The sequence below is a fragment of the Desulfosarcina widdelii genome (assembly GCF_009688965.1).
In the GTDB taxonomy this organism is placed as follows: domain Bacteria; phylum Desulfobacterota; class Desulfobacteria; order Desulfobacterales; family Desulfosarcinaceae; genus Desulfosarcina; species Desulfosarcina widdelii.
The window spans coordinates 5,794,856-5,821,378 of sequence record NZ_AP021875.1; the positions used below are offsets into that span (position 1 = coordinate 5,794,856).

21 protein-coding genes are annotated in these 26,523 nt (G+C 56.8%); 5 read left to right on the forward strand and 16 right to left on the reverse strand.

Annotated elements, in window-relative coordinates:
- The first annotated feature begins 167 nt into the window (after positions 1-167).
- The gene (locus tag GN111_RS26600; protein ID WP_170302477.1) at positions 168-776 is read left to right on the forward strand and encodes a TetR/AcrR family transcriptional regulator; all 609 of its coding nucleotides are present in this window, start codon (positions 168-170) and stop codon (positions 774-776) included.
- Between the two features lie 44 nt (positions 777-820).
- Here the strand turns inward: GN111_RS26600 and GN111_RS26605 are convergent, their stop codons facing one another.
- The 6 genes from GN111_RS26605 to GN111_RS26630 form a co-directional block, all read right to left on the reverse strand.
- On the reverse strand, positions 821-1,708 hold the full coding sequence (locus tag GN111_RS26605; protein WP_231715566.1) for a DMT family transporter: 888 nt from the start codon (positions 1,706-1,708) through the stop codon (positions 821-823).
- 70 nt (positions 1,709-1,778) lie between these two features.
- A complete protein-coding gene (locus tag GN111_RS26610) occupies positions 1,779-3,527 on the reverse strand; it encodes a DUF6178 family protein (RefSeq protein ID WP_155306648.1) in 1,749 nt (582 codons plus the stop codon).
- Between the two features lie 135 nt (positions 3,528-3,662).
- Positions 3,663-4,877, reverse strand: a complete 1,215-nt coding sequence (locus tag GN111_RS26615; RefSeq protein ID WP_155306649.1) for an AmpG family muropeptide MFS transporter — start codon at positions 4,875-4,877, stop codon at positions 3,663-3,665.
- A 124-nt stretch (positions 4,878-5,001) separates the two neighbouring features.
- A complete protein-coding gene (locus tag GN111_RS26620) occupies positions 5,002-6,963 on the reverse strand; it encodes a phosphoenolpyruvate carboxykinase (GTP) (RefSeq protein ID WP_155306650.1) in 1,962 nt (653 codons plus the stop codon).
- Positions 6,964-7,008: 45 nt separating this feature from the next.
- Entirely contained in the window at positions 7,009-7,671 is a 663-nt protein-coding gene (locus tag GN111_RS26625; RefSeq protein WP_155306651.1) for an XTP/dITP diphosphatase, read from the reverse strand.
- A 138-nt stretch (positions 7,672-7,809) separates the two neighbouring features.
- Entirely contained in the window at positions 7,810-8,787 is a 978-nt protein-coding gene (locus tag GN111_RS26630) for a quinone oxidoreductase family protein (protein ID WP_155306652.1), read from the reverse strand.
- Positions 8,788-9,073: 286 nt separating this feature from the next.
- Between GN111_RS26630 and GN111_RS26635 the strand changes: the two genes are divergently transcribed.
- Complete coding sequence (locus GN111_RS26635) at positions 9,074-10,951, forward strand: ATP-binding protein (protein ID WP_155306653.1); 1,878 nt, start codon at positions 9,074-9,076, stop codon at positions 10,949-10,951.
- Here the strand turns inward: GN111_RS26635 and GN111_RS26640 are convergent.
- The 3 genes from GN111_RS26640 to GN111_RS26650 all read right to left on the reverse strand — a co-directional run bounded on the left by GN111_RS26640 (position 10,917) and on the right by GN111_RS26650 (position 13,935).
- Positions 10,917-12,524 carry a B12-binding domain-containing radical SAM protein gene (locus GN111_RS26640; protein ID WP_155306654.1) on the reverse strand — a complete coding sequence of 536 codons (1,608 nt, stop codon included), beginning with the start codon at positions 12,522-12,524 and terminating at the stop codon, positions 10,917-10,919. The two genes, GN111_RS26635 and GN111_RS26640, sit on opposite strands and share 35 nt — an antisense overlap.
- Positions 12,525-12,536: 12 nt before the next feature.
- On the reverse strand, positions 12,537-13,295 hold the full coding sequence (locus GN111_RS26645) for an HD domain-containing protein (RefSeq protein ID WP_155306655.1): 759 nt from the start codon (positions 13,293-13,295) through the stop codon (positions 12,537-12,539).
- 142 nt (positions 13,296-13,437) lie between these two features.
- A complete protein-coding gene (locus tag GN111_RS26650) occupies positions 13,438-13,935 on the reverse strand; it encodes a hypothetical protein (protein WP_155306656.1) in 498 nt (165 codons plus the stop codon).
- 527 nt (positions 13,936-14,462) lie between these two features.
- Between GN111_RS26650 and GN111_RS26655 the strand changes: the two genes are divergently transcribed.
- The 3 genes from GN111_RS26655 (at position 14,463) to GN111_RS26665 (ending at position 18,906) form a co-directional block, all read left to right on the forward strand.
- Positions 14,463-16,142 carry an electron transfer flavoprotein-ubiquinone oxidoreductase gene (locus GN111_RS26655; protein ID WP_155306657.1) on the forward strand — a complete coding sequence of 560 codons (1,680 nt, stop codon included), beginning with the start codon at positions 14,463-14,465 and terminating at the stop codon, positions 16,140-16,142.
- 19 nt (positions 16,143-16,161) lie between these two features.
- Positions 16,162-17,367, forward strand: a complete 1,206-nt coding sequence (locus tag GN111_RS26660; protein WP_269433862.1) for an NAD(P)/FAD-dependent oxidoreductase — start codon at positions 16,162-16,164, stop codon at positions 17,365-17,367.
- Between the two features lie 207 nt (positions 17,368-17,574).
- Positions 17,575-18,906 carry an aminotransferase class I/II-fold pyridoxal phosphate-dependent enzyme gene (locus GN111_RS26665; protein WP_155306659.1) on the forward strand — a complete coding sequence of 444 codons (1,332 nt, stop codon included), beginning with the start codon at positions 17,575-17,577 and terminating at the stop codon, positions 18,904-18,906.
- A 15-nt stretch (positions 18,907-18,921) separates the two neighbouring features.
- On the opposite strand, the gene GN111_RS26670 is transcribed toward GN111_RS26665, so the two are convergent.
- The 7 genes from GN111_RS26670 to GN111_RS26700 form a co-directional block, all read right to left on the reverse strand.
- On the reverse strand, positions 18,922-20,010 hold the full coding sequence (locus tag GN111_RS26670) for a GGDEF domain-containing protein (protein WP_155306660.1): 1,089 nt from the start codon (positions 20,008-20,010) through the stop codon (positions 18,922-18,924).
- 124 nt (positions 20,011-20,134) lie between these two features.
- Entirely contained in the window at positions 20,135-21,178 is a 1,044-nt protein-coding gene (locus tag GN111_RS26675; protein ID WP_155306661.1) for an ABC transporter ATP-binding protein, read from the reverse strand.
- On the reverse strand, positions 21,175-22,164 hold the full coding sequence (locus GN111_RS26680) for an ABC transporter ATP-binding protein (RefSeq protein WP_155306662.1): 990 nt from the start codon (positions 22,162-22,164) through the stop codon (positions 21,175-21,177). The genes GN111_RS26675 and GN111_RS26680 overlap by 4 nt, the downstream gene beginning before the upstream one ends.
- A gap of 11 nt (positions 22,165-22,175) precedes the next feature.
- The gene (locus tag GN111_RS26685; protein WP_155306663.1) at positions 22,176-23,096 is read right to left on the reverse strand and encodes an ABC transporter permease; all 921 of its coding nucleotides are present in this window, start codon (positions 23,094-23,096) and stop codon (positions 22,176-22,178) included.
- Complete coding sequence (locus GN111_RS26690) at positions 23,093-24,067, reverse strand: ABC transporter permease (RefSeq protein ID WP_155306664.1); 975 nt, start codon at positions 24,065-24,067, stop codon at positions 23,093-23,095. The genes GN111_RS26685 and GN111_RS26690 overlap by 4 nt, the downstream gene beginning before the upstream one ends.
- 180 nt (positions 24,068-24,247) lie before the next feature.
- A complete protein-coding gene (locus GN111_RS26695; protein WP_155306665.1) occupies positions 24,248-25,801 on the reverse strand; it encodes an ABC transporter substrate-binding protein in 1,554 nt (517 codons plus the stop codon).
- 353 nt (positions 25,802-26,154) lie between these two features.
- Positions 26,155-26,499: a hypothetical protein gene (locus GN111_RS26700; protein WP_155306666.1), complete on the reverse strand. Its 345-nt coding sequence runs from the start codon at positions 26,497-26,499 to the stop codon at positions 26,155-26,157.
- Positions 26,500-26,523: the final 24 nt, after the last annotated feature.

Sequence of the window (26,523 nt, forward strand, 5' to 3'; positions counted from 1 at the left end):
GCACCCTCCTTTTGGCGAACATTGTTGTGTCACTTTGTGGTACTTCATCATATAATCGGCACGACAGCGGCTATGTCAACCGGAATTCGAACATTTTTTCGCTTTTATTGACGTCCCAACGGGAATTGGGTATGAAATCAGGCAATCAGGCCACAGGAGGTCGCGGAATGTCGGATGTGACGCAAAAGATCAGAATTCCCCAGCAAAAACGCAGCATCGAAACCAAAAACAAGATTATGGTCGCAGCCAAAGAGCAATTTGGCGAACATGGTTTCCATGGCACCAATGCCAAGGAAATAGCGGCGGCGGCCGGGGTTTCCGTGGGAAGCTTCTATTCCTATTTCAAGGACAAGAAGGCGCTGTTCATGGAAATTTTCCGGGAGCATATCGAAGAGAAGGTCGTCCGCATATTAAGCGAACACCGCTTCGATCCCAATGACCGCCGGAAGAGCGTTTACCGGCTGATCAAGGCCATGCTGGAATCCCATGATCCCTACCCGCAGTTTCATCGGGAAGCGCTGGCCATGCGCTATTCCGATCCGGAAGTCGAATCGGTGTCCGCCGAAGTCGACAAGCGCATTCTCCAGCATCTGGAAACGTTTATCGCCCAGTTCGAAGGCAAACTGCGAATTACAGATATCCGAACCGCAGCCCGGATTATCTCGGGATCCGTGGAAGAGATCATCAGCTCGATAACCATATTCGGCCACGACGAGGACGCCGACCGTCTCATCGACGGTTTGGCGGATATGATCCATCGCTACCTGTTTGAATAATGCCCATCCAGATTTCTGGATGGGCATTGAATGATTATGGCTGATCATGTAGCCCCGGCGGCCAGCAGGGCGCCAATAACGGCTAGAAGAATGGCGATCAATCTTGGCAGGGTGACCGGTTCCTTTAGAAAAACGGCCGCCAGTATGAAAGTGAATATGGTCGAAAGCTGGTTAAGGATGGCCGCCACCGACACCAGTGTGTATTTAAAACCCGCCAACCAGGCGATCATGGCCAGGTAGTTGCCCACAATGGAGGCCGGCAGGGCGATTTTCCAGGCCTGCGAGGGCAGCAGCACACTCAGCGTCCGTTTTCTTTCCGGCTGAATCACGGCCAGTACGAGCAGACCGGCTACGCCGGCCAGCAGCCTTACATAACTGGCCCACAGGACGCTGGTGGTCTCCAGCAACGGCTTGACCATAATGATGCTTCCGGCCAGCAGACTGACTGCCAGCGTACCCCAGAAAAGCCCTAAAAGAAAATCCCGTTGTGAGCACTTTGCCGATCCGTCGGAATAGGAACCGGCACCAATGGCCACAATTACCATCGCGGCCCCGGCCATTCCCTTCAGCCCGATCTCTTCGTTGAGGAAAACGGCCGAAAGCAATATGATAAAGGGAAGATAGAGGCAGTCCACCACGGCCCACAGGCCGGCGCCGAGCCGTTTGAGCGCCATGAAAAAAAAGTTGTCGGCCATGGTGATGCCCATGAATCCGGAAAGGCCGAACAAAAGCCATTCCCCGAACGGTCGGTCCGGAAACAGCGGCGTGCCGCTGAACCACAAGGTTGGTATGAGCAGGAGCAGGGTAACGACCCCCTTGAACAGGTTCAGGGCCGTCGGAGAAAGCACCTCGCCGCTTTTTTTGAACATGATGACGGCACTGGCCCAGAAAAGGGCTGCGCTCACCGCACAGATAATGCCGATCATTTGCATTGGGGTACCTGGTGACCTCAATGCAACTTGAGGCCCTTTCGAAAACGCCTTCCGGCCAGCAACGAAAAATTCAGGGTTTCAACAAAAAGAGATGGACGTGCCGCGGATCGAGGTTGCCGGCTCGGACCCGCGCCAGCTCCTGTTCGATCTCGTCGAAAAGCGCTTCGAAGACCCATCCCAACCGGTCAGCCAATTCGGTTGTCGAAAGACCGGATTGCTTTGCGATCCATTGCAAAAATTCGGTTTTACGTTCATCGGCGATTCTGCGGCGATCCTCCTGCGACCGCCAGAGGGTCTCGTAAAATGGCCTGAACCGCGAGACGGGAATGGCAGGGTCCGATGTCCCGGGCGTCACCGGCGGCATCTTCAGGCTTGCCCTGGCCCACTGGGTGAGCAGCATGTTCTTGTAGTCGATGGACCGATGCATGGAGGACGGTGCCAATTCAGGATTCAACTTCCCGAATAGGCTGTCCAGCACCGTTACTTGAGAAAGCCCCAGGCCGGTAGCTTCGATCTCTTCCATGGCGGCAAAATCGCGATAATTGGAGCCGGCCTGGTCCGGATCATAAAACTTGGGCTTGTCGATTAACAAACCCCCCAACTGTCCCAACCACGTCTCCCCCCAGAATGTCAGTTCAAGTTTTCGGTCCCGGCACCAGCTCTCCCGGTACCAGCGGTCGGCCCGCCATTTGAGCTGAAGAGCACAACCAAAACCGGTTCTGAAGATATCGATGAGCATATGCCGCTGAACGAGTTTGGCCGCTTTTTTCTCACGTTCCTGCCGACTGCCGGCCAAAAGCCGTCCCAGTCCGATGCTCAGGTATCCACTGACTTTGGATACAACGGATCGAAGCTGGTCGCGGCCGCGGATTACCGATAGATCGGCAGCGATCACACGGTTGCAGAGGCTGGCCGTCTCGGTCTGAAGCTGTTCAATAATATGTGGCGCCTGTATCTGTTTTAAAGATCGTACAAAAAGGTTGTCCCCCTCGAGAAACGTGGCGGTGATCCGGGGCGCCGGTAATTGTGTTTCGTCTGCCGGCCCCGGGCGGAGGATTTTTTTCCCCCGGGCGGCCAGTTCCTCGGGCTGCAGAGGTTGATAGACACCCACCGCTTCATCGAAAGGCAAAAACCCCTTTTCTCCTAAACGCACATTGCGCAGCCGGAACAACTCCTCTTCAATCTCGCCGGGAAGCAGGCCCATCGCTTCCATGAGCAGGCCCTGGTAGCGGAGATGATCGAATAGAGACAGACGGCGCAGCAGTTGACCCAGCATTTCGTTGCGCAGGCGCTTGAATGCTTCCTCCTGCTGTGTGGCTACGGGGTAGTCCACAAAGCGTACATAAAAGGTGTCGTCATCGCTGAAATAGCCTTCGCCCAAGTCCGAAGGGGATTGATCCGACTCCCGGATGCGAAGTTCGATGTTTCGAAAGAGGTACAACTCGATCCACTCGAGCTTTTCCTCGTAGCACCATTTGACCAGACGGTCCGCATCGGCGGCCAGGAGCAACTGCAGCCAGGCGGTGGTGGTCTGAAAATTCATCCGATCCCGGCTCCAGGCCTCCATATCTACCAGGTATTCCCACTGGCGGTTGGAGGCCAGAGAAAGAAGGGGCAGCGCATTTTCCAAGCCGATATCGTGGATGAGAAAATGAAGGTCTTCTTCCGAAAACGAATGCACGAGGGCAGCCGGTTGGGGATGCTCTAAAATAGCCTGCAGGGCATTTTCCGCAGGCAGCGCCAGCACCCGCTGCCGGGTTTCCGTCAATTGACGGATCCGGTCTGCTGTGGGGATTTTAGGGGGAGGTGTAGCGGTCAAGTTATAGTCACTCCTTGCTTAGTACACCGGTTTTTCGAACAGATGTACTTAGAAAAATTATGGGCTATCATAATCAGAAAACAAGAAAAAACAAGGGACAACAGTTGCCTGGAACGCGGCCGGTGGAAATTCGGTTCACCGGCTCCGGTCGATGGCAAGCAGCAGAAGCAGACCGGGAAGGGCGATCAGGGTGCACAAAACAAAAAAGGGCCACCAGCCCATATGGGCGGCCATATAACCGGTAGGCGCCGAAGCCACCACCCGGGGAATGCCCATTAAGCTGGTCAGCAAAGCGTATTGCGTGGCCGTAAAGCGCTTGTCCGTAATGCTTGCCATATAGCCCGCATAGGCTGCGGTTCCCATACCGCCGCTGAGATTTTCGAAGGCGATCACTGCCGACAGGGCGGCCAGACTCGGACCGACCAACGCCAACAGGGCAAATCCGGCGGTGGAAAGGGCCTGAAGAATACCGAAGATCCAGAGGCTGCGAAAGATGCCCAGGCGAATCATGAGGACGCCGCCCACCAGACTCCCGCCCACAGTGGCCCAGAAGCCGAACAGTTTGACCACGGCTCCGATCTCGGTTTTCGAAAAGCCGATGTCCAGGTAAAAGGGCGTGGTCATGGCGGCGGCCATGGTATCGCCGATTTTATACATCAGGATAAAAGCCAGGATCCAGATGGCTTTGGACCGGCTGAAATACTCCTTCAACGGATCGACCACCGCCTCTTTCAAGGTCCCGGGCGCCCGTTCCACGTGGGGTTCCGGTGTGAGTAAGGTCGTTACAACACCCGGCAGCAAGCACAGCGCCATGATCGAATAAACCATGGAGAAAGGGATATGATCCGCCAGAATCAGGCCGCCCCCCGAAGCCAGGAGCATACCGACCCGGTAGCCGTTGATGTACAGGGACGAACCCATTCCCAGTTCATGGTCCGGCAGGTCTTCACGCCGATAGGCATCCACCACGATATCCTGGGAAGCGCTGAAAAACGTCACGGCCAGGGCCGCCGCGGCCAGCAGTTCAGGATGCCCCAGCGGATCACTGTGTCCCAGGGCAATCAGGGCAACCATCAGGAACAATTGGGCTACCAGCAGCCAGCCGCGCCGCCTGCCGAGAAAGGACAGGGTGAAGCGATCGAACAGCGGCGCCCAGAAAAACTTCAGGCTGTAGGGAAGGCCCACCAGCGTCATGGCGCCGATGGTGGTCAGGTCGACCCCGGCTTCCGTCATCCAGGCCTGGAGCACGGAGAGGGTCAGCAGCAGCGGCAATCCGCAGGAAAAGCCCATCATCAGGGCCACCAGCATGCGGCGGTTGAGGATAGCAGTGGCGATGGGCTGGTGGTTCATGGAAATGGCCTGCCATTTACAGGACGCAGAAAAGGCGGCAGGGAGAACCCCTGCCGCCCGTGCACATTTGCCGAAAAGGGACGAATCGGTTTTGAATCGACGCCAATCGGTTGGATGACAGGAATCATCCTTCCAGCAGTTGATCCGGCGTGACGACGGGGCCGAATCGGTTCTTCAGGTCGATCAGGCCGTCGCGCTGTTCTCCCAGCACGTCGAAAAGAAGTTGCGGAATGTTTTCTTCCTTGCCGTAGGCCGTGGTCTGCAGGTCGTTGCGGGCCAGGATGTTGTCGATGTACAGGGAGAATTGGCGTTCGTAGAGCTCTTTGGGATAGGCCTTGTCGATGAGGGTTTCGAAAAGTGGCTTCAAATCCTCGTAACGCGGAATGAATCCGATGGGCGTATCAATGGCCTCCACATCGCCGTGGGCCCTGCGCTCCAGCCAGCCCAGCCAGGCCTTGACGTCTTTTTTCTCGCCCAGCAGCTTGGTGCCGCTTCCGCCGCGGGCCTCGTGGGTAAGAAAATAATTCAAGCCGGCCATGATCGGTCGTTTGTTCTCGGCGATGGCGGCATTGCCAAAGAAGTCGAACTGCGCTTTCATGTAGTCGCCCAATGCGCCGGGAATAAAAGGCGCATTGGCCCACGGCGCCCGCTTGACGCCCGTGGCTCCAACTTCTGTGGCCGTGGCCGCCGAAACGATGCAGGCGCCAATGACCACGCCGTGGGCGGAATTTTTGGCGACCCACACCGGGGGCATGGTGTCGCTGTCCCGGCCGCTGTATGTAATCACCCGGGTTTCCACGCCTTCCGCGGCTTCGGCCATGTCTGAATAGTTGGCCAGGGCAGATGAGGCGATGGTGCAGCGGGCGTTGGGGTGCGAAATAGGAACCTCCTTGCCACCGGAATCGACCAGCCCCTTTTTCCAGGGGCCATGGAAATTGCGGCCGCGAGTGGGAGGCGTTTCTCCGTTGCCTTTCCAGTGGGGAACGCCGTCTTCGTCGATAAGCACATTGGACCAGATTACCTCGGATCCCGGATTTCTGAGCCGGTCCATCAACATGGGGTCCCCCTCCCGGTTGACATCCTCGACGATGCCGAAGATCCCGCACTCCGGGTTGATGGAGCGCACGCTTTTGTTCCCGTCGATCCACATCTGGGCCAGATCATCGCCCACGAAGTGGTTGCCGGCCATGGCCGTAGTGGTCTTGCCGCAGCCGGAGGGCGCCGCTCCGGCTACCCAGGTCACCCGGCCGTCCGGACCGTCGATACCGGTGATGAACATGTGCTCGGCCAGTTCCAGGCCCTTGCCTTCGTAAACCGCCTTGTCCACGGAAAAGCGGTGGTTGCCCTTTTTCAACAAAAGGGTATTGCCCGCGTAAGTACAGTTAAACGAGTAGGTGGTGCGATGGCTGCGGTCCATGAACACGCGCGCATTGGGCAGGTCTTCGGGACGATTGAGGCCCTCGCTGTGGACGTTGGTGTAAAAATGCCCCAGCCGCTCGACCTCTTTTTCGAAATCGTCGAAGGCATTGCGATAGAGAATTTCGGCGCTGTGCGAGACATAGGCCGAACTGGTAATCTCCAGGGCGGGGTTGGAGGCGGCCGCACCGACCGGTCCGCGAATATACAGGCCCACCACCATGGTAGCCCCGTTCATGATTCCGGCCATTTTTTCGCGAACCACGGTGCGGGCGTCGTCCCTCAAAATCTTGTTGGCCAGACTGCTGATCTTCTCATCCGGATTGGCGATGTAGTAGGTCCGGTCGATAATCCGGCCCTGTTCTTCCTTGAGATCATAATGGATGGTATGCCCGTCCATGGCCAGGACCGCCTCTTCGCCCTTGTTCAGGGCCAGCTGACGGATGAACGCCCGGTCGGCGTCGGTGCCCGTGTTGATGTAAACCCGACCGGGATCGCACATGGCGATGGCGTTGGCGATTTTGATCAAAACTTCCGGGTGGCTCAACCGCCGGATGCGGGCAAGGTGCTCGGCGTCCAGCCGCTGTTCAAACAATGCCTGGGCTTCCTCCACGGTCTGGATTCCGCCCAACTCTTTGACGATGTCAATCCCTTCGTTCTTTTTCAACATGCCGTTTACCCCTTTTCAAATCGTGACCGGTCATCGTGCATGGCTTCATCCCTCGCAGCTTAAGCTCTGACACCCCGCTGCCTGAGGCGACGGCATGTGCCGGTCAATCCATTTAAGAACCTTTTCGAATTCATTTTGAACCTGCTGCAGCGCCTTGCCCCGGTGACTGACCCTGCTTTTTTCAGCCATGGTCAGTTGAGCGAAGGTTTTTTTCAAGGGCGGGAAGAAAAAAACAGGATCGTAGCCGAACCCGTTTTCTCCGGCCGGTGCACGCGCGATAATGCCTTCGCAGCGGTCTTCATACGTCAATGCCGGACCTTCCGGTACGGCGATGGAGATCACGCACTCGAAGGCGGCCGCGCGGTTGGTCTGGTCTTCAAGCACCTTCATCAATTTCTCGCAGCGCTGGGCATCGGATGCGTCGGGGCCGGCCCAGCGGGCGCTATGGACACCCGGCGCACCGTCCAGGGCTTCGACGACCAGTCCCGAATCGTCGGATAGCGCCGGATATCCTAATATTCTGGCGGTGAAGCTGGCTTTTTTGTATGCGTTTTCATCGAAGGTTTCTCCGTCTTCGACGACTTCCGGTATCGGGCCGAAATCATCCAGGTTTTTTATTTCCACCGGGAAGTCTTTGAGAAGATCCCGTATTTCGGCGGTTTTGCCCTTGTTGCGCGTGGCAATGACGAGTGTGCGGTTGGGATTCATAGGACTCCTGTACGAAAACAAAAATATGAAACCTAATTCAACTACCACAAAATTGGTCGGACTTCCAGCAATAATCGTTTCAGGGAACGGCCGAAAGATAGGTACAGAGGCTGATTGTAGCGTCCGTATGGCCTTGAATCAGGGAATCAGTACGCTGCTGCCCCTGGTTTTGCGATGCTCCAGATCCTGTTGCGCCCGAGCGGCATTTTTCAGGGCATACGTCTGCCCGATGGAAATCTCGACCGCACCGCTCGCGACCACTTCGAAAAGATCCCGGGCATGGTCCAGCAGATCTTCCCGCCGGGCCGTGTAGGTCATCAGACTGGGTCGGGTGAGAAAAAGAGACCCCTTGGCGGAAAGGATCCCGATGTCCAGCGGCGGCACGGGGCCCGACGACTGGCCGAAGGTAACCAGGGTTCCCATGGGTCTGAGACAGTCCAGGGATTTCATGAAGGTAGCCTGGCCCACGCTGTCGTAGACCACGTCCACGCCCTGCCCCTGGGTGATGGTTTTCACCTGTTCGGCAAAATCGACCTCGGTATACACGATGGGATGGTGACATCCGTTCTTGCTGGCGATCTCCGCCTTTTCGGCCGATCCCACCGTCCCGATGACTTCAGCGCCCAGATGCCGGGCCCATTGGCAGACGATGGAGCCCACGCCTCCGGCGGCGGCGTGAATCAGAATCCGGTCCCCGGCCTTGACCGGGTAGCATCCGTGGAGCAGGTAGCGGGCCGTCATTCCCCGCAGCATCATGCCGGCGGCCTGCCGGGTGGAAATATCGTCGGGCAGCCGCACCAACCGATGGGCCGGAATACAGCGGACCTGGGCATAGGCACCCGGCGGTACGCCGGCATAGGCCACCCGGTCTCCCGGGTGCAGATCGGTTACCCGATTCCCGACCGCTTCCACAACCCCGGCACCCTCCAGCCCCAACACGGCGGGCAAGGCCGGCAGCGGATAGAGACCGGTGCGGTGATAGATGTCGATAAAATTGAGCCCTACGGCCTCCTGGTTCAGCCGCACTTCTTCCGGGCCGGGCATTCCGGGATCGTGATCTTCCCACTGCATGACTTCCGGCCCCCCGGTTTCGTGAATGATGATCGCTTTGGTCATATCGACCTCCCTGTTGGTGTCAAAGAAAACGTGCCATCCATCGAAGCTACAGCATACAATAATCACGGTTGGCTCGAATCCAACGGATTTCCCGCAACCCGTCCGAATGCTGCCGAACGCCGACGCATAGCAGGCTCCTTTCGATCTGCAAAGATGGCAGCAGTTTCCGCATTGCTTGACAGTCGGCCGTTTTTCGGGATACCCACTATATGGGGATATCGTACCATCCTGGACATCGCCTCCTTTTGTACCGTTTCGATTCGTTGGCAGAAAGGTGCCTTGGATCATGAAACATTCAAAACCGGTTTCCCGGCGAACCCGGCGCACCATTGCGAGGGACCTGACTTTGGGCCTGACCCTGATGACTGCGCTGGTCTTTTCTGCTTTCGGTGCATTCTACCAAGTTTATTACACCAATCGGGAAGCGAAGAACCTGGAAAGCGAAGCAGCGGACATTGCCGATGAGTTCGCCGAAGTACTGGCGCGGCCGCTGTGGAATCTGGACGTGGATACGGTCAAGCAGATTGCCAAGGCGTACTTAAGTTCCGATTTTCTCAGCGCAGTTCGCATCGAGACCAATCTGGAAGCGTACTTCGACACCATACCCGAACAACCGCAAAAGGAGCGCTGGATTCATCTGAAAAGGGATATTGTCAGTGGGGACGAACATATTGGCACCACCGAACTTCTTTTTTCCAGGGAACGCATCCAGGCGATCCAGAAGAGAAGTCTCATATCCATTCTGGCAACCATCTTTTTGGTAACCCTGGTCATCGGACTGGGCACCCACCTGTTAATGAAACGGATGGTGGCCAAACCCCTCGATCGGCTGATTGCCGGCATTCGAACCATTGCAGCCGGGGATTATCAGCTTGCCCTGCCCCTGGAAAAGCAGTCGGATATCAATACAATCATATCCGAAATCAATATCATGGCCCGGGAGATCGACCGCCGGGAGACAGACCTGAAGAAGCTGCGGGAAACGCTGAAAAATATTGTAGACTCCATGCCTTCGGTCCTCGTGGGCGTCGATCCTGAAGGAAGGGTGACCCAGTGGAATCGGGAGGCGCAGAAGCATTCCGGCATCGACGCCGAGCACGCCCTGGGTTGCCATGTGGGCGATGTATATCCTTTTCTGGCCGAAGCCATGGGGTGGGTCAAGCAGGCCATCGCAGAAAGACGCCCTCTTAAGGAAAGCAAGGTAACCACCCGCTCCAAAGGAGACGTCCGCTACTCGGATATAACGGTTTATCCACTGGACAGCGGCAGCACCGGCGGTGCCGTGATCCGGGTGGACGATGTTACCGAGCGGGTGCGGATCGAAGAGATGATGGTCCAATCGGAGAAAATGCTTTCCGTGGGCGGCCTTGCCGCGGGCATGGCCCATGAGATCAACAACCCCCTGGCGGGGATCATGCAGAACATCCAGGTCATGCAGAACCGTCTTTCCAGCGACCTGCCCAAAAACCATGAAGTGGCCGAACGTTGCGGCGTGACCATGCCTGCCATCCAGGCATACATGCAGGGGCGAAGCATGCCGCAGATGATGGCCATGATCATGGAATCGGGAAAGCGAGCCGCCAAGATCGTCGAGAACATGCTCTCCTTTTCCCGTAAGAGCGAGGCCGTCACCACTTCCTGCGACCTTACCCAACTGCTGGATGCCACCGTGGAACTGGCGGAGAACGACTACGACCTGAAAAAGAAGTATGACTTCCGCAAGATCGAGATCGTTCGGGAATACGATTCCAAGGTGCCCAAGGTTTCCTGCGAAGCATCCAAAATTCAGCAGGTATTTCTCAATATTTTATCCAACGGCGCTCAGGCCATGGCGGAGAATCCCGGGCAGACCGCACCCCATTTGGTTTTGCGGGTTAAAATGGACGATGGGCAGGCCTGCGTGGAAATCGAGGACAATGGTCCGGGAATGGATGCCGCCGTGCGCAAACGGATCTTCGAACCTTTTTTTACGACCAAATCCGTTGGTGTGGGAACCGGGCTGGGGCTGTCGGTGTCCTATTTCATTATCACCGAAAACCATGGCGGCACCATGAACGTTTTTTCTACACCGGGAGCCGGCACCCGGTTTGTCATTCATCTGCCCGTCGAAAATACGGCCAACGAAAACCTCACCGAACAAAGCCTTCCACCCACGACCACCTGACCCACCCGGACGTTTCCGTCACTTCAAGATAGTTTTCCGTGACCGCGAATTCGATGGCTGCCCGAATCCGCTGCGCGGGATGATCGAGATCCTCGGTTGCCCGTTGGATCAGTCGCTCGGCCGGCAGTTCTTCGCCGGGCTGGCCGGGATCGTCATCGCTGGCGTCGACCGGCCAAAAGCCGCGGTTTTCGATCAGCCGTTTCATCATCATGTCGTATATGACCACCGTATGTTCCAGCCGGGTCAGGGGCCAAGCCTCTTTCTCGTCGGTCAGTCCCATGGCGCGGCGTCGCCCGATTTTGGCCAGCCAGCGGTCGAATTCTTTTTCGCTTTCGATAACGATGGCGTCCATGGTTTCCGGCGCCACACCGGCCGTGCGAACAACGGCCCGGTTGGCATGATACTCCCGCCAGTCGTCGGACAGAATTTGAAGGTCGTATTTCTCAAGCCGTTCCCGGATATCCGTTCCCGGAAAAGGCGCCAGGATGTGGAATCCGTGGTTGGCACCCATGTTCTGAAGCGTCTCGCCGAAATCGAGGGTTTGGCGCAGAGTCTCCGATGTTTCCCCGGGAAGGCCCAGAATAAATGAAGCGTGGGGCTCGATGCCGCAATCCAGGCAGAGCTGCATGGCTTTTCGGGCCTGCTCCAGCGTAATGCCTTTTTTGATGCGCTTTAGCATTTCCGGGCTGCCGGATTCGATTCCGAAGCTGATTGTCGTGCACCCGGCCCGGCGCATGGCCTCCAGTGTCTGCCTGGCGACCGTATCCACCCGGGCAAAAGAGGTCCAGTTCACCTTCAGCCCGCGTTCCATGATTTCGTTGCACACAGCCAGGCAGTGATCCCGGTTGGCCGTAAACAGGTCGTCAGCCAGATTGATCTGATGGAATCCAAGCCGGCTCAGTGCGGCCATCTCTTCCACAACCCGGACGGGATCCCGGTAGCGCACTTTTGCTCCGACCATTTTGCGGCCCACGCAGAAAATGCATTTGAAGGGACATCCCCTGCTGGTGGTCATGCTGACCGGCATGCCCAGGGCCCGGTAGCGCCCCAGTGGGATGCCGTGGCGGGCCGGTGGCGGGAGTTCGTTCAGGTCGGCCAGCGGCGGCAGATCGGTGGTGACGACGCGGTCTTTTTCGCGAAAGGCGATTCCCGGCACCCGGTTCCAGGGAGAGCGAGCATCGACGGCGTGGGCCAGTGCCACCAGAGACCGTTCGCCTTCTCCGCGCACGACGGCGTCCACCTGGGGAAATGACGCCAGGATATCGGCAGCACAGAAGGTGGCGTGGGGGCCGCCCAATACCGTGGGGATACCCGGGTCCAGGGCCTTGATCCGTTCGAGGACGGTCAACGCATGGTCCACCGTCATGGTTACGGCCGTGGCGCCGGCCAGGTCCGGCTTGAATTCTTCCAGCAGAGAGGAAAGCAAATCGTCGCTGAACGGCGACACCACGCAGTCCAGAACCTTTACCGCCATTCCCGCTGCTTCCAGCGCGCCGGCCAGATAAGCCAGGCCCAGGGGCGGGGAGGGCGTTTCCGAGATGGGGTAGAATGGATTGATCAGCAGGACGCGCAAGAATGAACCCTTTCAGGTGGGATCGACAAAATCGGACAAAATAATCCGGTAGAGTTCTTCGCCGATGGCAATGCCCATGTCGATGAATTGGGGGCCGTACCGACGGCCGGTTTGTGAGCGGAAGGTGGCCCGGATTTTTTTCAACATGGCCATCCCTTTGGGGTAATGATCCATGAAGCGCGAAAGGGGTGGATTCAGATAGTCCACCATGTCCCAGAGGGTATGGTTGAAGTTGTCCGGTCCCCAGCGAAACTTGTCCGCATCGTACAGGCAATCGGAAATCATGCCGGACGGCCGGGGCCTCGATGCATTTAGGGGCGTAAAGGCCTCGTGGTTGCGGATGGCCATGCAGACGAGGTGGACTTCATCGTCGGACAGCGGGTAGCGTTTCAGGATCTCGCCTGCCTTTTGCGCGCCTTTTTCAGCATGGAATTTTTCTTTGCGGCAAATATCGTGCAGCAGACCAGCACACTGGGCCAGTAGTAGATTCCGACGGGCCTGCTCTTCTCCAAGGCCTTTCAGTCGGCTTTCGACGATGGTCAATACGCCGGCATCCAGGGCCACCTTTTCCACATGCCCCATGCCATGGCCGAAATCGTCCTCCAGGCATTGGACCATTTTTCGGCGCAGCCTGACGATGGTGGCATCGGATCGGTAGAAATGCTGCGATGCCTTTACCTCTTCCGGATGATCGATGTAAAAGTCCGGTTGGGGCTGACGGGCCGCAATTTGGCGCGCGATCCGTCTAATTTCCAGATAAACAGGATCCATGGATGGGCTTAAAAGGGGTGAATAACAAACGCCGGTTTCACGATATTGGTGAAACCGGCGATAGACAGATCATCGATTGAAACCAGGACGCCAGAAGGAAAGCCGGCCTTTTCCGGCGGGACCCCAACCGCCAACCTATGGATTAGCCTTCCAGAGACAGGCCATAGGGAGCACCGCAGACCTTCCAGCGGCCATCTTCTTTCGTCAGTTCCAGAGTTTCTTCAAACTCATGCGTCTGGCCGATGCGAAACAATTTGGCCACGTAGGCAAAAACCGGATGAATGCAGGTCCGCCGCAGTCCATGCAGGTGAATGGTGGCGGATTCGTCGTCCTGGCTCAGGGTTTCGGCCTTCACGTGGTAAATCGTCTGCCGCACCATGCCCAGGCCAAATCCCCGTTCACTGGCCTCATCGGCTTTGGCCTGCAGGTACGCGGCTGCAGGCGACATTTCTTCGTCCCCGGCCAGATCGCTGCACAGATACTTTTCCAGGTCGTCGTCCAAAAGAAAGTAAGATTTGGAAAAATCAATGGCCGTTCCCGTGGCTGTCTGCCGGCAATCCGCAAAAACAAACACCACCTGGAAGCACACTGCCAGAATCACGACCAGTATCCACGCCGCATTGTTGCTGCCTTTTGCCATGGTTACGCCTCCTTGCAAATTCATCCCTTGTGCATGCCGGTTTGTCGGCATACTCCGGGTTTTCATGGGCCAAGCCCCTTCCCAAAATCATTGATCGCTCCAGCGAGCAGGGCTTGTTCGGAAAAAGGCTTGAATATTGTAGATTCGGGTAATCGAAAGTTGCAAATACCACGGATCATTCTTTTTAACAAGCCCTATGTGTGTAAGGGAGACGGTTGAATTCTATGGCTTGACAGTTATAAATACTATTGGTATACAAGAAAAATCTATAACGTATACGAACTTGCTTTTTCCGTGCAGTTCCGGAAAAAGCCATTTTGCCGGTAAGGGATTGAATGGCCATGGGCCAATATTTTTACAGTGCTTTGACTTCGCGGCCTGACAGGGGGACTGGCGCCCTTTTCATCGCTTCCCCCTTGTTTTTAACAGAAGATCGGGCTAACTGAGATTCACTGAACGAAATCGCTTCATTTACGGGCTTCTGTTTGCGGAATTCGGACAACCTGATTCAAAGAAGAGGGGGCGCCATGACTACGCACGAAACCATTGACTTCGATGTTCTTTTTGTGGGCGGCGGGCCGGCCAACCTGGCCGGTGCCATCCGGCTGATGCAACTGGCGGCGGAAAAGGGACAGGAACTGGAAGTGGCCGTGATTGACAAGGGGGCTGCCATCGGCTCCCATGCCATCAGCGGAGCGGTGATGAATCCCGTTGCCATTGCCGAGTTGTTTCCGGATTACCTGAAGCAGGGATTTCCGGTGGAGCAAACCGTGCGGGACGACGGATTTTTTTTCCTCACCAAGGGCCGCAGTTTCAAGATGCCGATGGTGCCCCGTCAGATGCACAACAGCGGATTTCCCATCGTCAGCCTCTCCAAGGTATGCCGATGGCTGGGGGGCAAGGCCGAGGAGATGGGGATCAACATTTTCCCCGGATTCGACGGAAAAGAAGTCCTGCTATCCGACGACGGTACGGCGGTGAAAGGCGTGCGGACCGGCGACAAGGGCCTGGACAAGGACGGCAAGGCCAAACCCAATTTCGAACCGGGCATCGACCTTCTATCCAAAGTGACCGTGCTGGGCGAAGGCGCAAGGGGCAGCCTGATGAAGGAACTGGCCGGCAAGCTGCCCATCCGCACCGGCCGCCTGCCCGAGGTGTTCGAAACGGGCATCAAGGAAGTGATTCAACTGCCCGAGGACAATTTTTTTACCCGCAGTGCCTTCAACGACATTCACACCATGGGCTTTCCCTTGGATTTCGATACGCCCGGAGGGGGCTTTGTCTACGAGATGGCCAACAACCGAATTGCCCTGGGGTTTCTGGTTGCACTGGGATATGAAGACCCGGCGCTGGATCTGTACGAGACCTTCATGCGCTTCAAGCGCCACCCCCTGATCCGCAAAATCGTCCGCGGCGGCAAGGTGGTGGAGCAGGGCGCCCGGGCCGTATCCACTGGTGGCTGGTTCACCATGCCGAAGCTGGCAGTGAACGGGGCCCTGTTTACCGGCAACGGCGCGGGCATGCACAGCACACCGGCCATCAAAGGCATTCACCTGGCCATGAAGTCGGGCATGCTGGCCGCCGAAACCATCATGGAAGCCCTGGAATCCGGCAATACCGGCAAATACGCACTGGGCAGCTACGCCACGCGCCTGGAGGATAGCTGGGCCGGCGAGGAGCTTCTGGAAGGGCGCAATTTTGCCCAGGCCCTGGCCAAGAAAGGTCCCATTAAATATATCCATCTGGCGGCCCAGTATTTCACCCAGGGAAAAGGCCTGGTTGATTGCCTGCCATCGGTGGATGACGCCACCACCCTTGGCCCGCTGAAGAAAAAGACAGCTATATCCAATCCGGATGAGGCGGCAGCCGCTGCCGAAAGAGACGATCCGGCCATGGTTGACAAACTCACCGGTGTATACCTCTCCGGCACCCTTCACCGGGAGGATCAGCCCAGCCACATCCGTATTCACGACCAAAAGGTATGCGTGGAAAAATGCTACCCCACCTATGGCTGTCCCTGTACCCGGTTTTGTCCGGGCGACGTCTATGAAATGGAGACCCGCAAGGACGGCAGTGGGATCAAAGGAATCAAACTGAATTTTACCAATTGCCTGCACTGCAAGACCTGCGACATCAAGGATCCGTTTCACAACGTGACCTGGACCTGCCCGGAGGGCGGGGAAGGGCCCAACTACAAACAGGCCTGATTGCTTTCGGGCTACAACCATCGACAGGAGAACCCGTACCATGGACAGCAGTACCGTTTACGATGTCATTATCGTCGGCGGCGGGATTATGGGATCCACGACCGCCTATTACCTGACCAAGAAGGACCCCCAACTGAAAGTGGCCGTCATCGAGCGGGACCTGGCCTATACCCGGGCCTCCACGACCCTGTCCATGGTCAACGCCAGGATTCAGTTCAGCCTGAAACAGAATGTCCAGATTTCCCAGTATGCCTTCGATGTGCTGGAACATTTCGAAGACGAAATGACGGTCAACGACAACCGTCCCAGTATTGCCTACCACCGGGAAGGAAACCTCTTCCTTTACAAAGAGGACGCCGTGCCCGATGCCAAAGCGGCCATGGCCATGCAGCAGGAACTGGGCTGCCAGGTCGCCTGGTGGACCCCCGACGAAGTCAAGCAGCACTATCCGTTGTATGCGCCGGAAGGGGTTGAAGGGATTGTCGGCGCCACTTTCGGTGCCCAGGACGGCCATTTCGATGCCTATGCCGTTCTCATGGCCTATAAAGCCAACGCCAGGGCCCAGGGTGCCAATTACATAGAAGATACAGTAACCGCACTTTTGGCGGACAACGGACAGATCACGGGTTTGAAGACGGAATCGGGAGAAACCTATAACGCTTCCGTGGTGGTCAACTGCGCCGGGGCCTGGTGCACGGACCTGGCGAAAACCGCCGGGGTAAGCCTGCCCGTCGAACCGACTAAGCGTCAGTGCTTCTGTGTGGATCCAGCGGTCAAGTCCGATCGGCCGCTGCCGTTGACCATCCTGCCTTCGGGATTTTACTTCCGTACCGAAACCGGCGGTATGATCCTGATGGGAAAATCCATGGCCGAGGATCCGGTGGGTTATGACTTTACCTGGGATCAGAATCGTTTCATGGAGATCATGTGGCCGGAGTTGGCCGAATTTGTACCGGCTTTCGAGCGGCTCAAGCTGATCCGGGGCTGGGCGGGGCTGTATGCGGTCAACACGCTGGATGGCAACGCCATTCTCGGCCAGTGGCCCGAACTCAAGGGTTTTTATCTGGCCAATGGATTTTCCGGGCACGGATTGCAGCAGGGACCGGCCGTGGGCCGTTATATGAGCGAACTGATTACCGGCGCCACGCCGACCATGGATCTGTCCATTTTCAGCCCCCAGCGTATTCTGGAAGGCAAGCCGCTGGTCGAGGGGGGCATCGTTTAGGCCAAAAGTTGGCCTGAAACGGCATCTTGCTGTCCATATCGTCGTTCTCGTGGTTTTGAAATCCTCGACGTAGCGCTCTACGCCTCCGGTTTCAAAACCCCTGCGGCCTTGATCTGAACAGCAATCTACCATTTCAGGCCAACTTTTAATGGATTGATGGCAATTTTTATTATAGGCCAACGTTGATCATGAGGGGGTTGAGTCACCATGAACATTCCGATTTCCGGCGATATCGTCCGCGAGAAAATCCGTGACAGCAGGCTGGCCTGTGTGGGTCTGGCTTCCATACGTGAACTCAACCGGCTGGTCGGCGAAATCGAGGCGGCGTCCGACACCCGGTTCATTCGCATGGAAATGGGCATCCCTGGGCTGCCGCCGCCGGACATTGCCGTGGAAGGGGAGATCCGCGCCCTGAAAAAGGGCGTGGGGGCCGTCTATCCACCCTTTGACGGCATTCCCGGCCTGAAAACTGAAATTTCCCGGTTCGTCAAACTGTTTCTGGATGTCGATGTGCAGCCGGCCCACTGCCTGCCAACGGTCGGTTCCATGCAGGGATGTTTTCTATCCATGATGATGGCCGGTCGGCGCATCAAAGGGCGGGACACTATTTTGTTTATTGATCCCGGATTTCCCGTAAACAAGAAACAGGCCCAGGTTCTCGGGTTGCCGCGGGAAAGCTTCGATGTCTACGATTTCCGGGGTGATCGGCTGCGGGACAAGCTGGAATCGGTTTTGTCCACCGGTCGCATCGGGGCCCTGATGTACTCCAATCCCAACAATCCCTCCTGGATCTGTTTTACGGAAAAGGAGCTGGGCATCATCGGTGAATTGTGCAGCCGCTACGACGTGATTGCACTGGAGGATCTGGCCTATTTCGGAATGGATTTTCGGCAGGATACCTCCCGGCCGGGAAAGCCGCCGTTTATTCCCACGGTGGCCCGCTACACGGACAATTACATTCTACTCATCTCCAGTTCCAAGTCCTTCAGCCTGGCCGGCCAGCGCATCGGCATGACGGCCATCAGCGACGTGCTGTTCGATTCCACCGGCGACGGCCTGCCCCCATGGTTCGGCAGCGACCGTTTCGGCTACGCCTACATCTTCGGAGGGATGTACGCCTTGAGTTCCGGCGTATGTCACAGCACCCAGTACGGTCTGGCCGAATTGCTGGAGGCGGTCAACGACGGCAGGTACAATTTCGTGGATGCGGTTAAAGAATACGGCCGGCGCGCCCGGACGATGAAACGTCTGTTCACCGAAAACGGCTTTTCCCTGGTTTATGACAAAGATGAGGACCAGCCGCTGGCCGACGGTTTTTACTTCACCGTGGCCTATCCCGGCTACACCGGCGTCGGTCTTGTGGAGGCGCTGCTCTATTACGGCATCAGTGCGATTTCCCTTCAGACCACCGGCAGCAGCCGAACCGAGGGTGTCCGGGCCTGCGTCTCTTTGACCGGAGAGGACCGCTTCAAGGAATTGGAGGAGCGGTTGAAGCGCTTCGATGCCGATGCCAAAAAGGGATTGCGTCCGGTCGATTAAAACGCCCGGTTCCGGTTACGCTGCTTCGTTGCTCGCTGTTTCCACCCGCTTTTTCCCCCTGTTTTTGGCCCGGTAAAGCGCCTGGTCGGCGCGGCTGATCGTTTTTTCCATGTCGCTCCCCGGATCGAATCGGGCCAGCCCGATGCTCAGGGAGATTTGCAGCGAATTGTCCTGAATGTGGAACGGCTGACCGGCAATGGTTTTCAGCAGACGCTCGGCAATCGTGTGCCCTTCCTCGACGCCGGATTCAGGCAGTAAAATCAAAAATTCTTCGCCGCCCCAACGGGCGATTACGTCCTGTTTGCGTAGCGATGCCGTCATTCTGCGGGATATGGCCTGAAGTGCCAGGTCCCCGGCGTCATGGCCATGAAAATCGTTGATGCGTTTGAAGTCATCGATATCCGCCAATAGCAGGCAGAACGGTTTTTGGCTTCTGGCAGACCGGCTGGCTTCGTAGCGCAGCTTTTCCTTCATGTCCCTGCGGTTGGAAAGTCCGGTGAGTTCGTCGGTTTTGGCCGCCTGTTCCAGTTTTTCGCTCAACATCACCAGTTCCTGGTGGGCCAGCTTCCGGGAGTATTCGTAGGTAAAGGCCATGAGGCACACCATGGTCAATGCACCGAGAAAGCGTACTTTGAAAATGTTCGGGTATTGGGCAATCCCTAATGTCGACCATGGTCCGTAGAAGATGAGAAGAATCATTGCCAGCAGGGTAACGATCGTTATCGCACCCTTGCGAAGTCCCTGAAGGTAGGAGGCGAGCAGGGGGACGAAGAATGTCCACAAAGGCCCGGAGCTGTGGGCGCCGCCGAGACAGACCATGTACAGGCAGAACAGCGCCATCATATAAATGACCATGTCGAAATAGCGGCGGTGGTTCCCTGTCAACCGAAGATACGCATAGGAGAAGATCAGGAAAAAAGCGAAAAACAAAAGCGCGATGCCATGGGAAAAGCGTCCGGCGAACAGGAAAAAGATCGCGAAGAGCAGAAATTGGATGACGCCGACGAAACTATAGAGAACCGCGAGTTGGATATTGCGCTCAATATGTTTTCCCAACCGATTGTGCTGGCCGGCCGTCAGCCAGTCGGTTACGGTGGTTTTCAAGGTCGGCAAAGCTTCCTCCGAAATCGGTTCGCCTCAGCCCAGTGTTTTGTAAGAAGATGACGTTCTGCCGATGGGGACCCGTTTTCCTCCGACGTACCCGGTCCATGAAGAGGTTCCGATGGGGCTACAAACGCCCCTCCTCCACGCCGTGACAGGCGACGACAACCCCGTTCTCCACGCTGCGGGTTTTCGGGGGTTCCTCGGCACAGCGCCGGTCCGCATGAACACAGCGGCCGTGAAAGACGCACCCGCTGGGCAGATGGATGGGGGTGGGTACTTCTCCCTTGAGCTTAATGTGATCGCTCTTGCGGTGCCCCAATTTGGGGATCGCCGACAACAGCGCCTGGGTGTATGGGTGCCGGGGATTTTGGAACAGAGTCCTGGCCGGCGAGAGTTCGCACAGGGTGCCCAGATACATGACCGCCACCCGGGTGCTGATGTGCTGCACCACGGAGAGGTCATGGGTGATGAACATATACGTGAGGCCGCGCTGGGTCTGAGCATCCATGAGCAGATTGAGGATCTGGGCCTGGATGGAGACGTCCAGGGCTGAAACGGGTTCGTCGGCAACAATGAACTCGGGGTCCACCATCAGGGCTCGGGCGATGCTGATGCGCTGGCGCTGGCCCCCGGAAAATTCGTGGGGGTAGCGGCCGGCCCATTTGGGGTCCACGCCTACCTGGGACATCACTTCGGCCACCCGTTCTTTCACCTGGTTCGAAGAAATCGACGGATTGTGAAAGACCACCGGCTCTTCCAGGGTCTGCATGACGGTTTTGCGCGGATTGAGCGATGCGTAAGGATCCTGAAAAATCATTTGCATCTTGCGGCGATAGGGCAGCATCTGCTGGGCGTTTTTGTTGTCGATGCGCTCACCGCGGTAGAGAATTTGGCCGCGGTTGGGCGGATAGATGCCCAGCGTGGTCCGGGCCAGGGTGGACTTGCCGCATCCGCTTTCACCCACTACACTGAAGGTTTCTCCGGGGGCGATGGTGAAACTCACATTGTTGACCGCTTTGACCGTGGTGCGATGCCGGGTAAGCCGCCCGTTTTCGAACCGCAACTGATCCAGCAGTCCTCCTGAAATGTCGAAATGTTTGACCAACTGATGCAGGGCCAGCAGTCCTTCTTCGCTGCGTGTCGTTGGATTGGATTCGTGCGTCGTCATAGGCTTGCCTTGCTGGCGTCGGGTTGTACCATATGGCAGGCCACCTTGCAGGCGTCCCCGTCAATGGTGATAAAGGGTGGTTCCTGTTCCCGGCAGATGCGCTGACTCAAGGTACAGCGCGGGTTGAAGGCGCAGCCGGGGGGGATGTCGGTCAACGTCGGCATCATTCCCGGAATCTGATGCAGTTTGGCTCCCGGCTGCAGGCTTCCGGGCAGCGCCTTGATCAATCCTTGCGTATAAGGATGGCGGGGTTCGCGGACGACCTTCTCCGTTGAACCGGATTCTACGATTTTGCCTGCATACATCACGGCGATGGTTTCGGTGACTTGGGAAACAACGCCCAGGTCGTGGGTGATGAGGATCAGTCCGGTACGCTCGGATTCACACAACTGCTGCAGAAGGTCCATGATTTCAGCCTGGATTGTGACGTCTAAAGCCGTGGTGGGCTCGTCGGCAATGATGATCTCCGGATCGGTGAGCAGTGCGATGGCGATGACGATGCGCTGGCGCATGCCTCCGGAAAATTCGTGGGGGTACTGCGCCAGGCGCTTTTCCGGGGAAGGGATCTGCACTTTTTGCAACTTCTCCAGGGCGATGGCCTCGGCTTCGGCCCGGGTGATATGGCGATGGGCCTGCAGGGTTTCAACCATCTGGGTGCCGATGGTCAGCACCGGGTTGAGGGTCATCATGGGATCCTGAAAGATCATGCTGATCTGGTTGCCGCGAATTTCCCGCATGGCCTCGTCGGAGAGGGCCGCCAGATCCCTGCCGTTGAAGATCACCTGCCCGCCCGAGATGAATCCCGGCTTGCTGATCAGGTTGATGACGGCGAATCCGGTCACCGATTTCCCGGCGCCGCTTTCGCCCACCAACCCCATGCGCTGCCCTTTGTGAAGACTGAAGCTGACGCCGTTAATGGCGGTCAGATCCCCGGTTCGCAGGGCGAATTTGACTTCGAGATCCTTGACTTCGAGTAGATGAGACATGAAAACCGTATTCATCCTTTGTACAGTTTGGGGTTCAGTACATCCCGCAGCCAGTCTCCGAGCAGATTGATCACCAGAACCAGCAGCACGAGAAACGCTCCCGGAAACAGGGTGATCCACCAGGAGCCGGAGAAGATGTACTCGAATCCGGATCGGATCAGCGATCCCAGGGAGGGTTTGGTCACCGGCATGCCCAGTCCCAGGAAGGATAGGGCCGCTTCGCTCATGATGGCGTTGGCCACCTGGATGGTGGAGATGACCAGAACGGAGGTCATGGTGTTGGGCAGTACATGGCGGAACATGATTCGCCAGCGGTTCAGCCCGATGACCCGGGCCGCCTCCACATACTCCTTGCTTTTTTCTCCCATGACCGAAGCCCTTACGGTCCGGGCGTAAACCGGCCATTCAGCCAGGCCGATGATCACGATCAACAGCGGAACGGCCAGCTCCTCGTAACGGCCGATTCCGAAGGCCACCTGAAAGATGGCGCTGATGAAAATAGCCACCATGAGGTAGGGAAAGGAGAGCTGGATGTCGGCGATGCGCATGAGTACCGCATCGACTTTTCCGCCGATATACCCGGCCAGCAGGCCCACGACGACGCCCAGCAGTCCTTGCAGGACTACCGCACCGCAGCCGATGAGAATGGAGAGCCGCAGGCCGTAGATCATGGTGCTGAGCAGATCCCGCCCCTGGATGTCCGTCCCCAGCCAGAAGGCTCCTTCGCCCTCCTCCATCCATGCCGGCGGCATTTCGGAATTCATGATGTCGATATTGGTCGGATCGTATGGATTGTAGGGAGAAATCAGCGGCGCCAGCAGGCCTGTGGTTAGCAGAACTGCCAGGACGACGAAACTCAAAACGGCGGTTTTATCCTGCCGGAAGCTGTAAAGCAGATAGGATGCCTTGAATCGTTGCCAGGTTCGGTTCATGTTCTCCCCGCAATCCGGATGGTGGGGTTCACCAGACCATAGATGATATCCACCAGGGTGTTGACGACGACGAAAACGGCGCCTACCACCATCAGGTAGGCGACCAAAAGTGAGATGTCCGAGCGTTCGACCGCTTCCAGGAACATGAATCCCATCCCCTGCCATTGAAAGACGGTTTCGGTGAGAATCGTGAAAGCGAACATGATACCGATCTGAACGCCGAAGACGGTGATGACCGGCAAAAGTGTGTTCTTGAAAGCATGGACGAACCAGATGCGTTTGCGCCGCAGCCCCTTGGCCCAGGCGAACTTGATGTACTCGGTCTCCAGCACTTCCATCATCTCCGACCGGATTAGACGGATGAACAGGGGCAGCATGATGGAGGCCAAAGAAAAACTGGGCAGGATCAGGTGTTTGATGCCGTCGACAGTAAAGAAGCCGCTGTTCCAGCCTCCGATGGCCACAGTTTCCCCGCGGCCGTAGGAGGGCAGCCAGTTCAGTTCCACCGAAAAGATATAGATCAGGACAATGGCGGTGAGAAATACCGGAATCGACACCCCCAGTGTGGAAAACGCCATGGTGAAACGGGAAAATGCGCTGCGTGGATAGATGGCTGAGAAAACGCCGATGGGCAGGGAGATGAAGATGATGATCAGCGCCGCTCCGAAAACCAGTTCCAGGGTAGCCGGCGCTTTGCCGGCAATGACGGCCAGGGCCGGCTTTTTATGGAAAAAGGAGAGGCCCAGATCACCCTGGGCGGCGTTTTTGGCGAATCGCAGGTACTGGGTAAGAAAAGGATCGTTGAGGCCCAGTTTGTCCCGCAGGGCCTCACGTTCGGCCGGTGTGACCCGTTCGCCCACCATGTCCCGGACCGGATCGCCGATTTGGTTTTTGATGGAAAAGCCCACCAGGCTGATGATCAGCATGACGAAAACGGCCTGGGTGACGCGCCGAATAATAAAAGCGACCATAGGTGCGGATCCCGATACAAGAAGTCAGAATTCAGGAGCCAGGAGCCAGAATGAAAAAGGATGCGCCGAAGGCGCGGCCATCTTCTGAATTCTGACTTCTGAATTCTCTGTTGCAGGTTTTGGCGATAGGAAAGCGCCCTCCCCACATTTTCAGAAGGGCGCCTTTCTCTGCCAAGCTGTCTATTTCACCACGATATCGCCGAAGTAGGGGAAATTCATTGTGTTAATGATCGGGGCAACATCCACATTTTTCTTGGCACCGTAGGAGTGGTTCTGCCAGTGAAAGGGGATGAAGGCTGCATCATCGTAAAGGATCTGCTCGATTTTTTGCAGCATCTGGGCCCGTTTGGCCAGGTCGGTTTCGCTCTGGGCAGCCAGGGTCAGCCGATCGACTTCTTCGTTGCAGTAGTTGCCGCTGTTGTACTGTCCGTAGCCGGTCTCCTTGTTGGGGCACATGACCAGAAATTCGGAGAAGTTTCCGGAATCCTCGGTGTCCGAGTGCCAGCCGATCATCTGGATGTCAGCTACCTGGGCGTCGAACTCATCCCAGTACTGGGCCTTGGGCATGGTCTTCAGATTGACTTTGATGTTGATCTTGGCCAGCATGCCCACCACGGCTTCGGCGATCTTCTCGTCGTTGACGTAGCGATTGTTGGGGGCGATCATGGTGCAGGCAAAGCCGTTGGCGAAGCCGGCTTCCTTCATCAAGGCTTTGGCCTTTTTCAGGTCGTAGCGGGGCGTGCAGTTGGGATTGTACCCGGCATAGCCCTTGGGGCTCTGCTGGCCGGCGGGGGTGGCGGTGCCCTTCATGATTTTTTTGACGATGCCCACGTTGTTGATGGCATACGCGATGGCTTGTCGCACCTTTTTAACGCGGAACTCGGGACGGCGCTTCTGGTTGAGTTGGACGGTGATGATGCGACCGCCGGGGTAGGTGAACAGGTTGACTTTGGAATCTCTTTCGATGCGTTTGAAGTCCTGGGGCGGCACCGGAGAGATGAAGTCAACGTCACCGGAGAGCAGGGCCGCCACGCGGGTGGCATCTTCCTTGATGGGGGTCAGGACAATCTGGTCCACGTTGCCCGGAGATGTTTTGTCCCAGTAATCGGCAAAACGGTTGAGAACCAGTTTCACGCCATGTTCCCGTTCAGCAACGGTGTAGGGACCTGCACCGGATTCGTTGGTCAGCGCAAAGGAGGGGCCGATCTTGACAATCGCATCCTTGGGCTGGCCGGCGTCATCATTACCGCTGTAGAAGTCGCTGTCCATGGGGAAGATGTAAGTACACATTCTCAGCAGCAGGGCATAGGGTTTTTTGGTCTTGATGTCGATGGTGTAGTCATCGACAATAGCCGCCTCGGTGAACAACTCGAAAAGACCCTTGAAATCCACGCTTTTTTTCAGCCTCTCCAGGGTAAACTTGACGTCCTTGGCCGTAAAGGTGTTGCCGCTGTGGAACTTGACCCCTTCACGCAGGTAAAAGCGCATGGTCAGATCGTCGATGCGTTCCCAGCGCGTAGCCAGACGCGGTTCGATGGACATGTCCTGGGCATAGCGAACCAGCGGCTCGAACACCCAGTGGGAAAACTGCAGCATACCCCCGGAAAGCTGAACGTGGGGATCCAGGGACACCGGGTCGGCATCCAGGCCTACTTTCAGTGTCGTCGCTCCGGCAAGGCTGCCAAAGCCGAAAAGAACGGCAAGGGTCAGGGTTACTGCGAGTACCTTTTTCATTTCGCTCCTCCTCCTCGTTTGTGAAATCGTGGCCACACCACACCGGTGTCGACCGCTCTGGTTGTTAAAAAGCGACTTTTTACGAGACCATTAGTCGTTAGATTAAATGATATAGCGTTTATCTTCAACCGTCGTGGAGCAATTTGCCGGTCAGAAAAGGGCAACGTTTAAAAAAATGTTAAAGTCAATGGGAAATGGGACGATAACAAATATACAGCGGCACATCGGGGGATTGCCGCTCGAATGTATTACCTCCTCTTCTCATCCACCTCCTTCTGCTTGCGGGGCGGTCCTTTGGATCGCCCCGCACCTTTTGAATGCATCCCTTGGTATCCTCGCGTTGCGATTGCTTTTTAAAGTCCCTCTTTTATGCGCACCAGGGTGTACAACAGATCCAGGGGCTCTCCGGGCCGTTTCGTTTTCATGTCGATGATCACCTTCCAGGAAGAGTTTTCCTCCAGCTTCCACATCATTGCGCGGATTTTGGCCAGGGCACTGTCGGCATCGGCGTCGGTGGCATGAATGGTCTCGGACTCTTGGAAAGAGACATTGTCGTTTTCGTTGGTGCCGGGGCCGAGTCCGACCAGTACGGAGCCTTCCCCGATGTCCACCAGGGCGCGGTTAATGGCGGCGGACAGCCTCGGGGCAATGGGAGAAAGTTCCATGTGAATCAGCTTGGACAGTTCATAGGGGGTCATGGGGTAAAAAAAACTCCTGTGGGT

Coding starts and splice junctions, on each gene's coding strand:
- GN111_RS26600 (WP_170302477.1), top strand. CDS start 168: ATGTCGGATGTGACGCAAAAGATCAGAATTCCCCAGCAAAAACGCAGC.
- GN111_RS26605 (WP_231715566.1), bottom strand. CDS start 1,708: ATGCAAATGATCGGCATTATCTGTGCGGTGAGCGCAGCCCTTTTCTGG.
- GN111_RS26615 (WP_155306649.1), bottom strand. CDS start 4,877: ATGAACCACCAGCCCATCGCCACTGCTATCCTCAACCGCCGCATGCTG.
- GN111_RS26620 (WP_155306650.1), bottom strand. CDS start 6,963: ATGTTGAAAAAGAACGAAGGGATTGACATCGTCAAAGAGTTGGGCGGA.
- GN111_RS26625 (WP_155306651.1), bottom strand. CDS start 7,671: ATGAATCCCAACCGCACACTCGTCATTGCCACGCGCAACAAGGGCAAA.
- GN111_RS26630 (WP_155306652.1), bottom strand. CDS start 8,787: ATGACCAAAGCGATCATCATTCACGAAACCGGGGGGCCGGAAGTCATG.
- GN111_RS26635 (WP_155306653.1), top strand. CDS start 9,074: ATGAAACATTCAAAACCGGTTTCCCGGCGAACCCGGCGCACCATTGCG.
- GN111_RS26645 (WP_155306655.1), bottom strand. CDS start 13,295: ATGGATCCTGTTTATCTGGAAATTAGACGGATCGCGCGCCAAATTGCG.
- GN111_RS26650 (WP_155306656.1), bottom strand. CDS start 13,935: ATGGCAAAAGGCAGCAACAATGCGGCGTGGATACTGGTCGTGATTCTG.
- GN111_RS26655 (WP_155306657.1), top strand. CDS start 14,463: ATGACTACGCACGAAACCATTGACTTCGATGTTCTTTTTGTGGGCGGC.
- GN111_RS26665 (WP_155306659.1), top strand. CDS start 17,575: ATGAACATTCCGATTTCCGGCGATATCGTCCGCGAGAAAATCCGTGAC.
- GN111_RS26675 (WP_155306661.1), bottom strand. CDS start 21,178: ATGACGACGCACGAATCCAATCCAACGACACGCAGCGAAGAAGGACTG.
- GN111_RS26680 (WP_155306662.1), bottom strand. CDS start 22,164: ATGTCTCATCTACTCGAAGTCAAGGATCTCGAAGTCAAATTCGCCCTG.
- GN111_RS26685 (WP_155306663.1), bottom strand. CDS start 23,096: ATGAACCGAACCTGGCAACGATTCAAGGCATCCTATCTGCTTTACAGC.
- GN111_RS26690 (WP_155306664.1), bottom strand. CDS start 24,067: ATGGTCGCTTTTATTATTCGGCGCGTCACCCAGGCCGTTTTCGTCATG.
- GN111_RS26695 (WP_155306665.1), bottom strand. CDS start 25,801: ATGAAAAAGGTACTCGCAGTAACCCTGACCCTTGCCGTTCTTTTCGGC.
- GN111_RS26700 (WP_155306666.1), bottom strand. CDS start 26,499: ATGACCCCCTATGAACTGTCCAAGCTGATTCACATGGAACTTTCTCCC.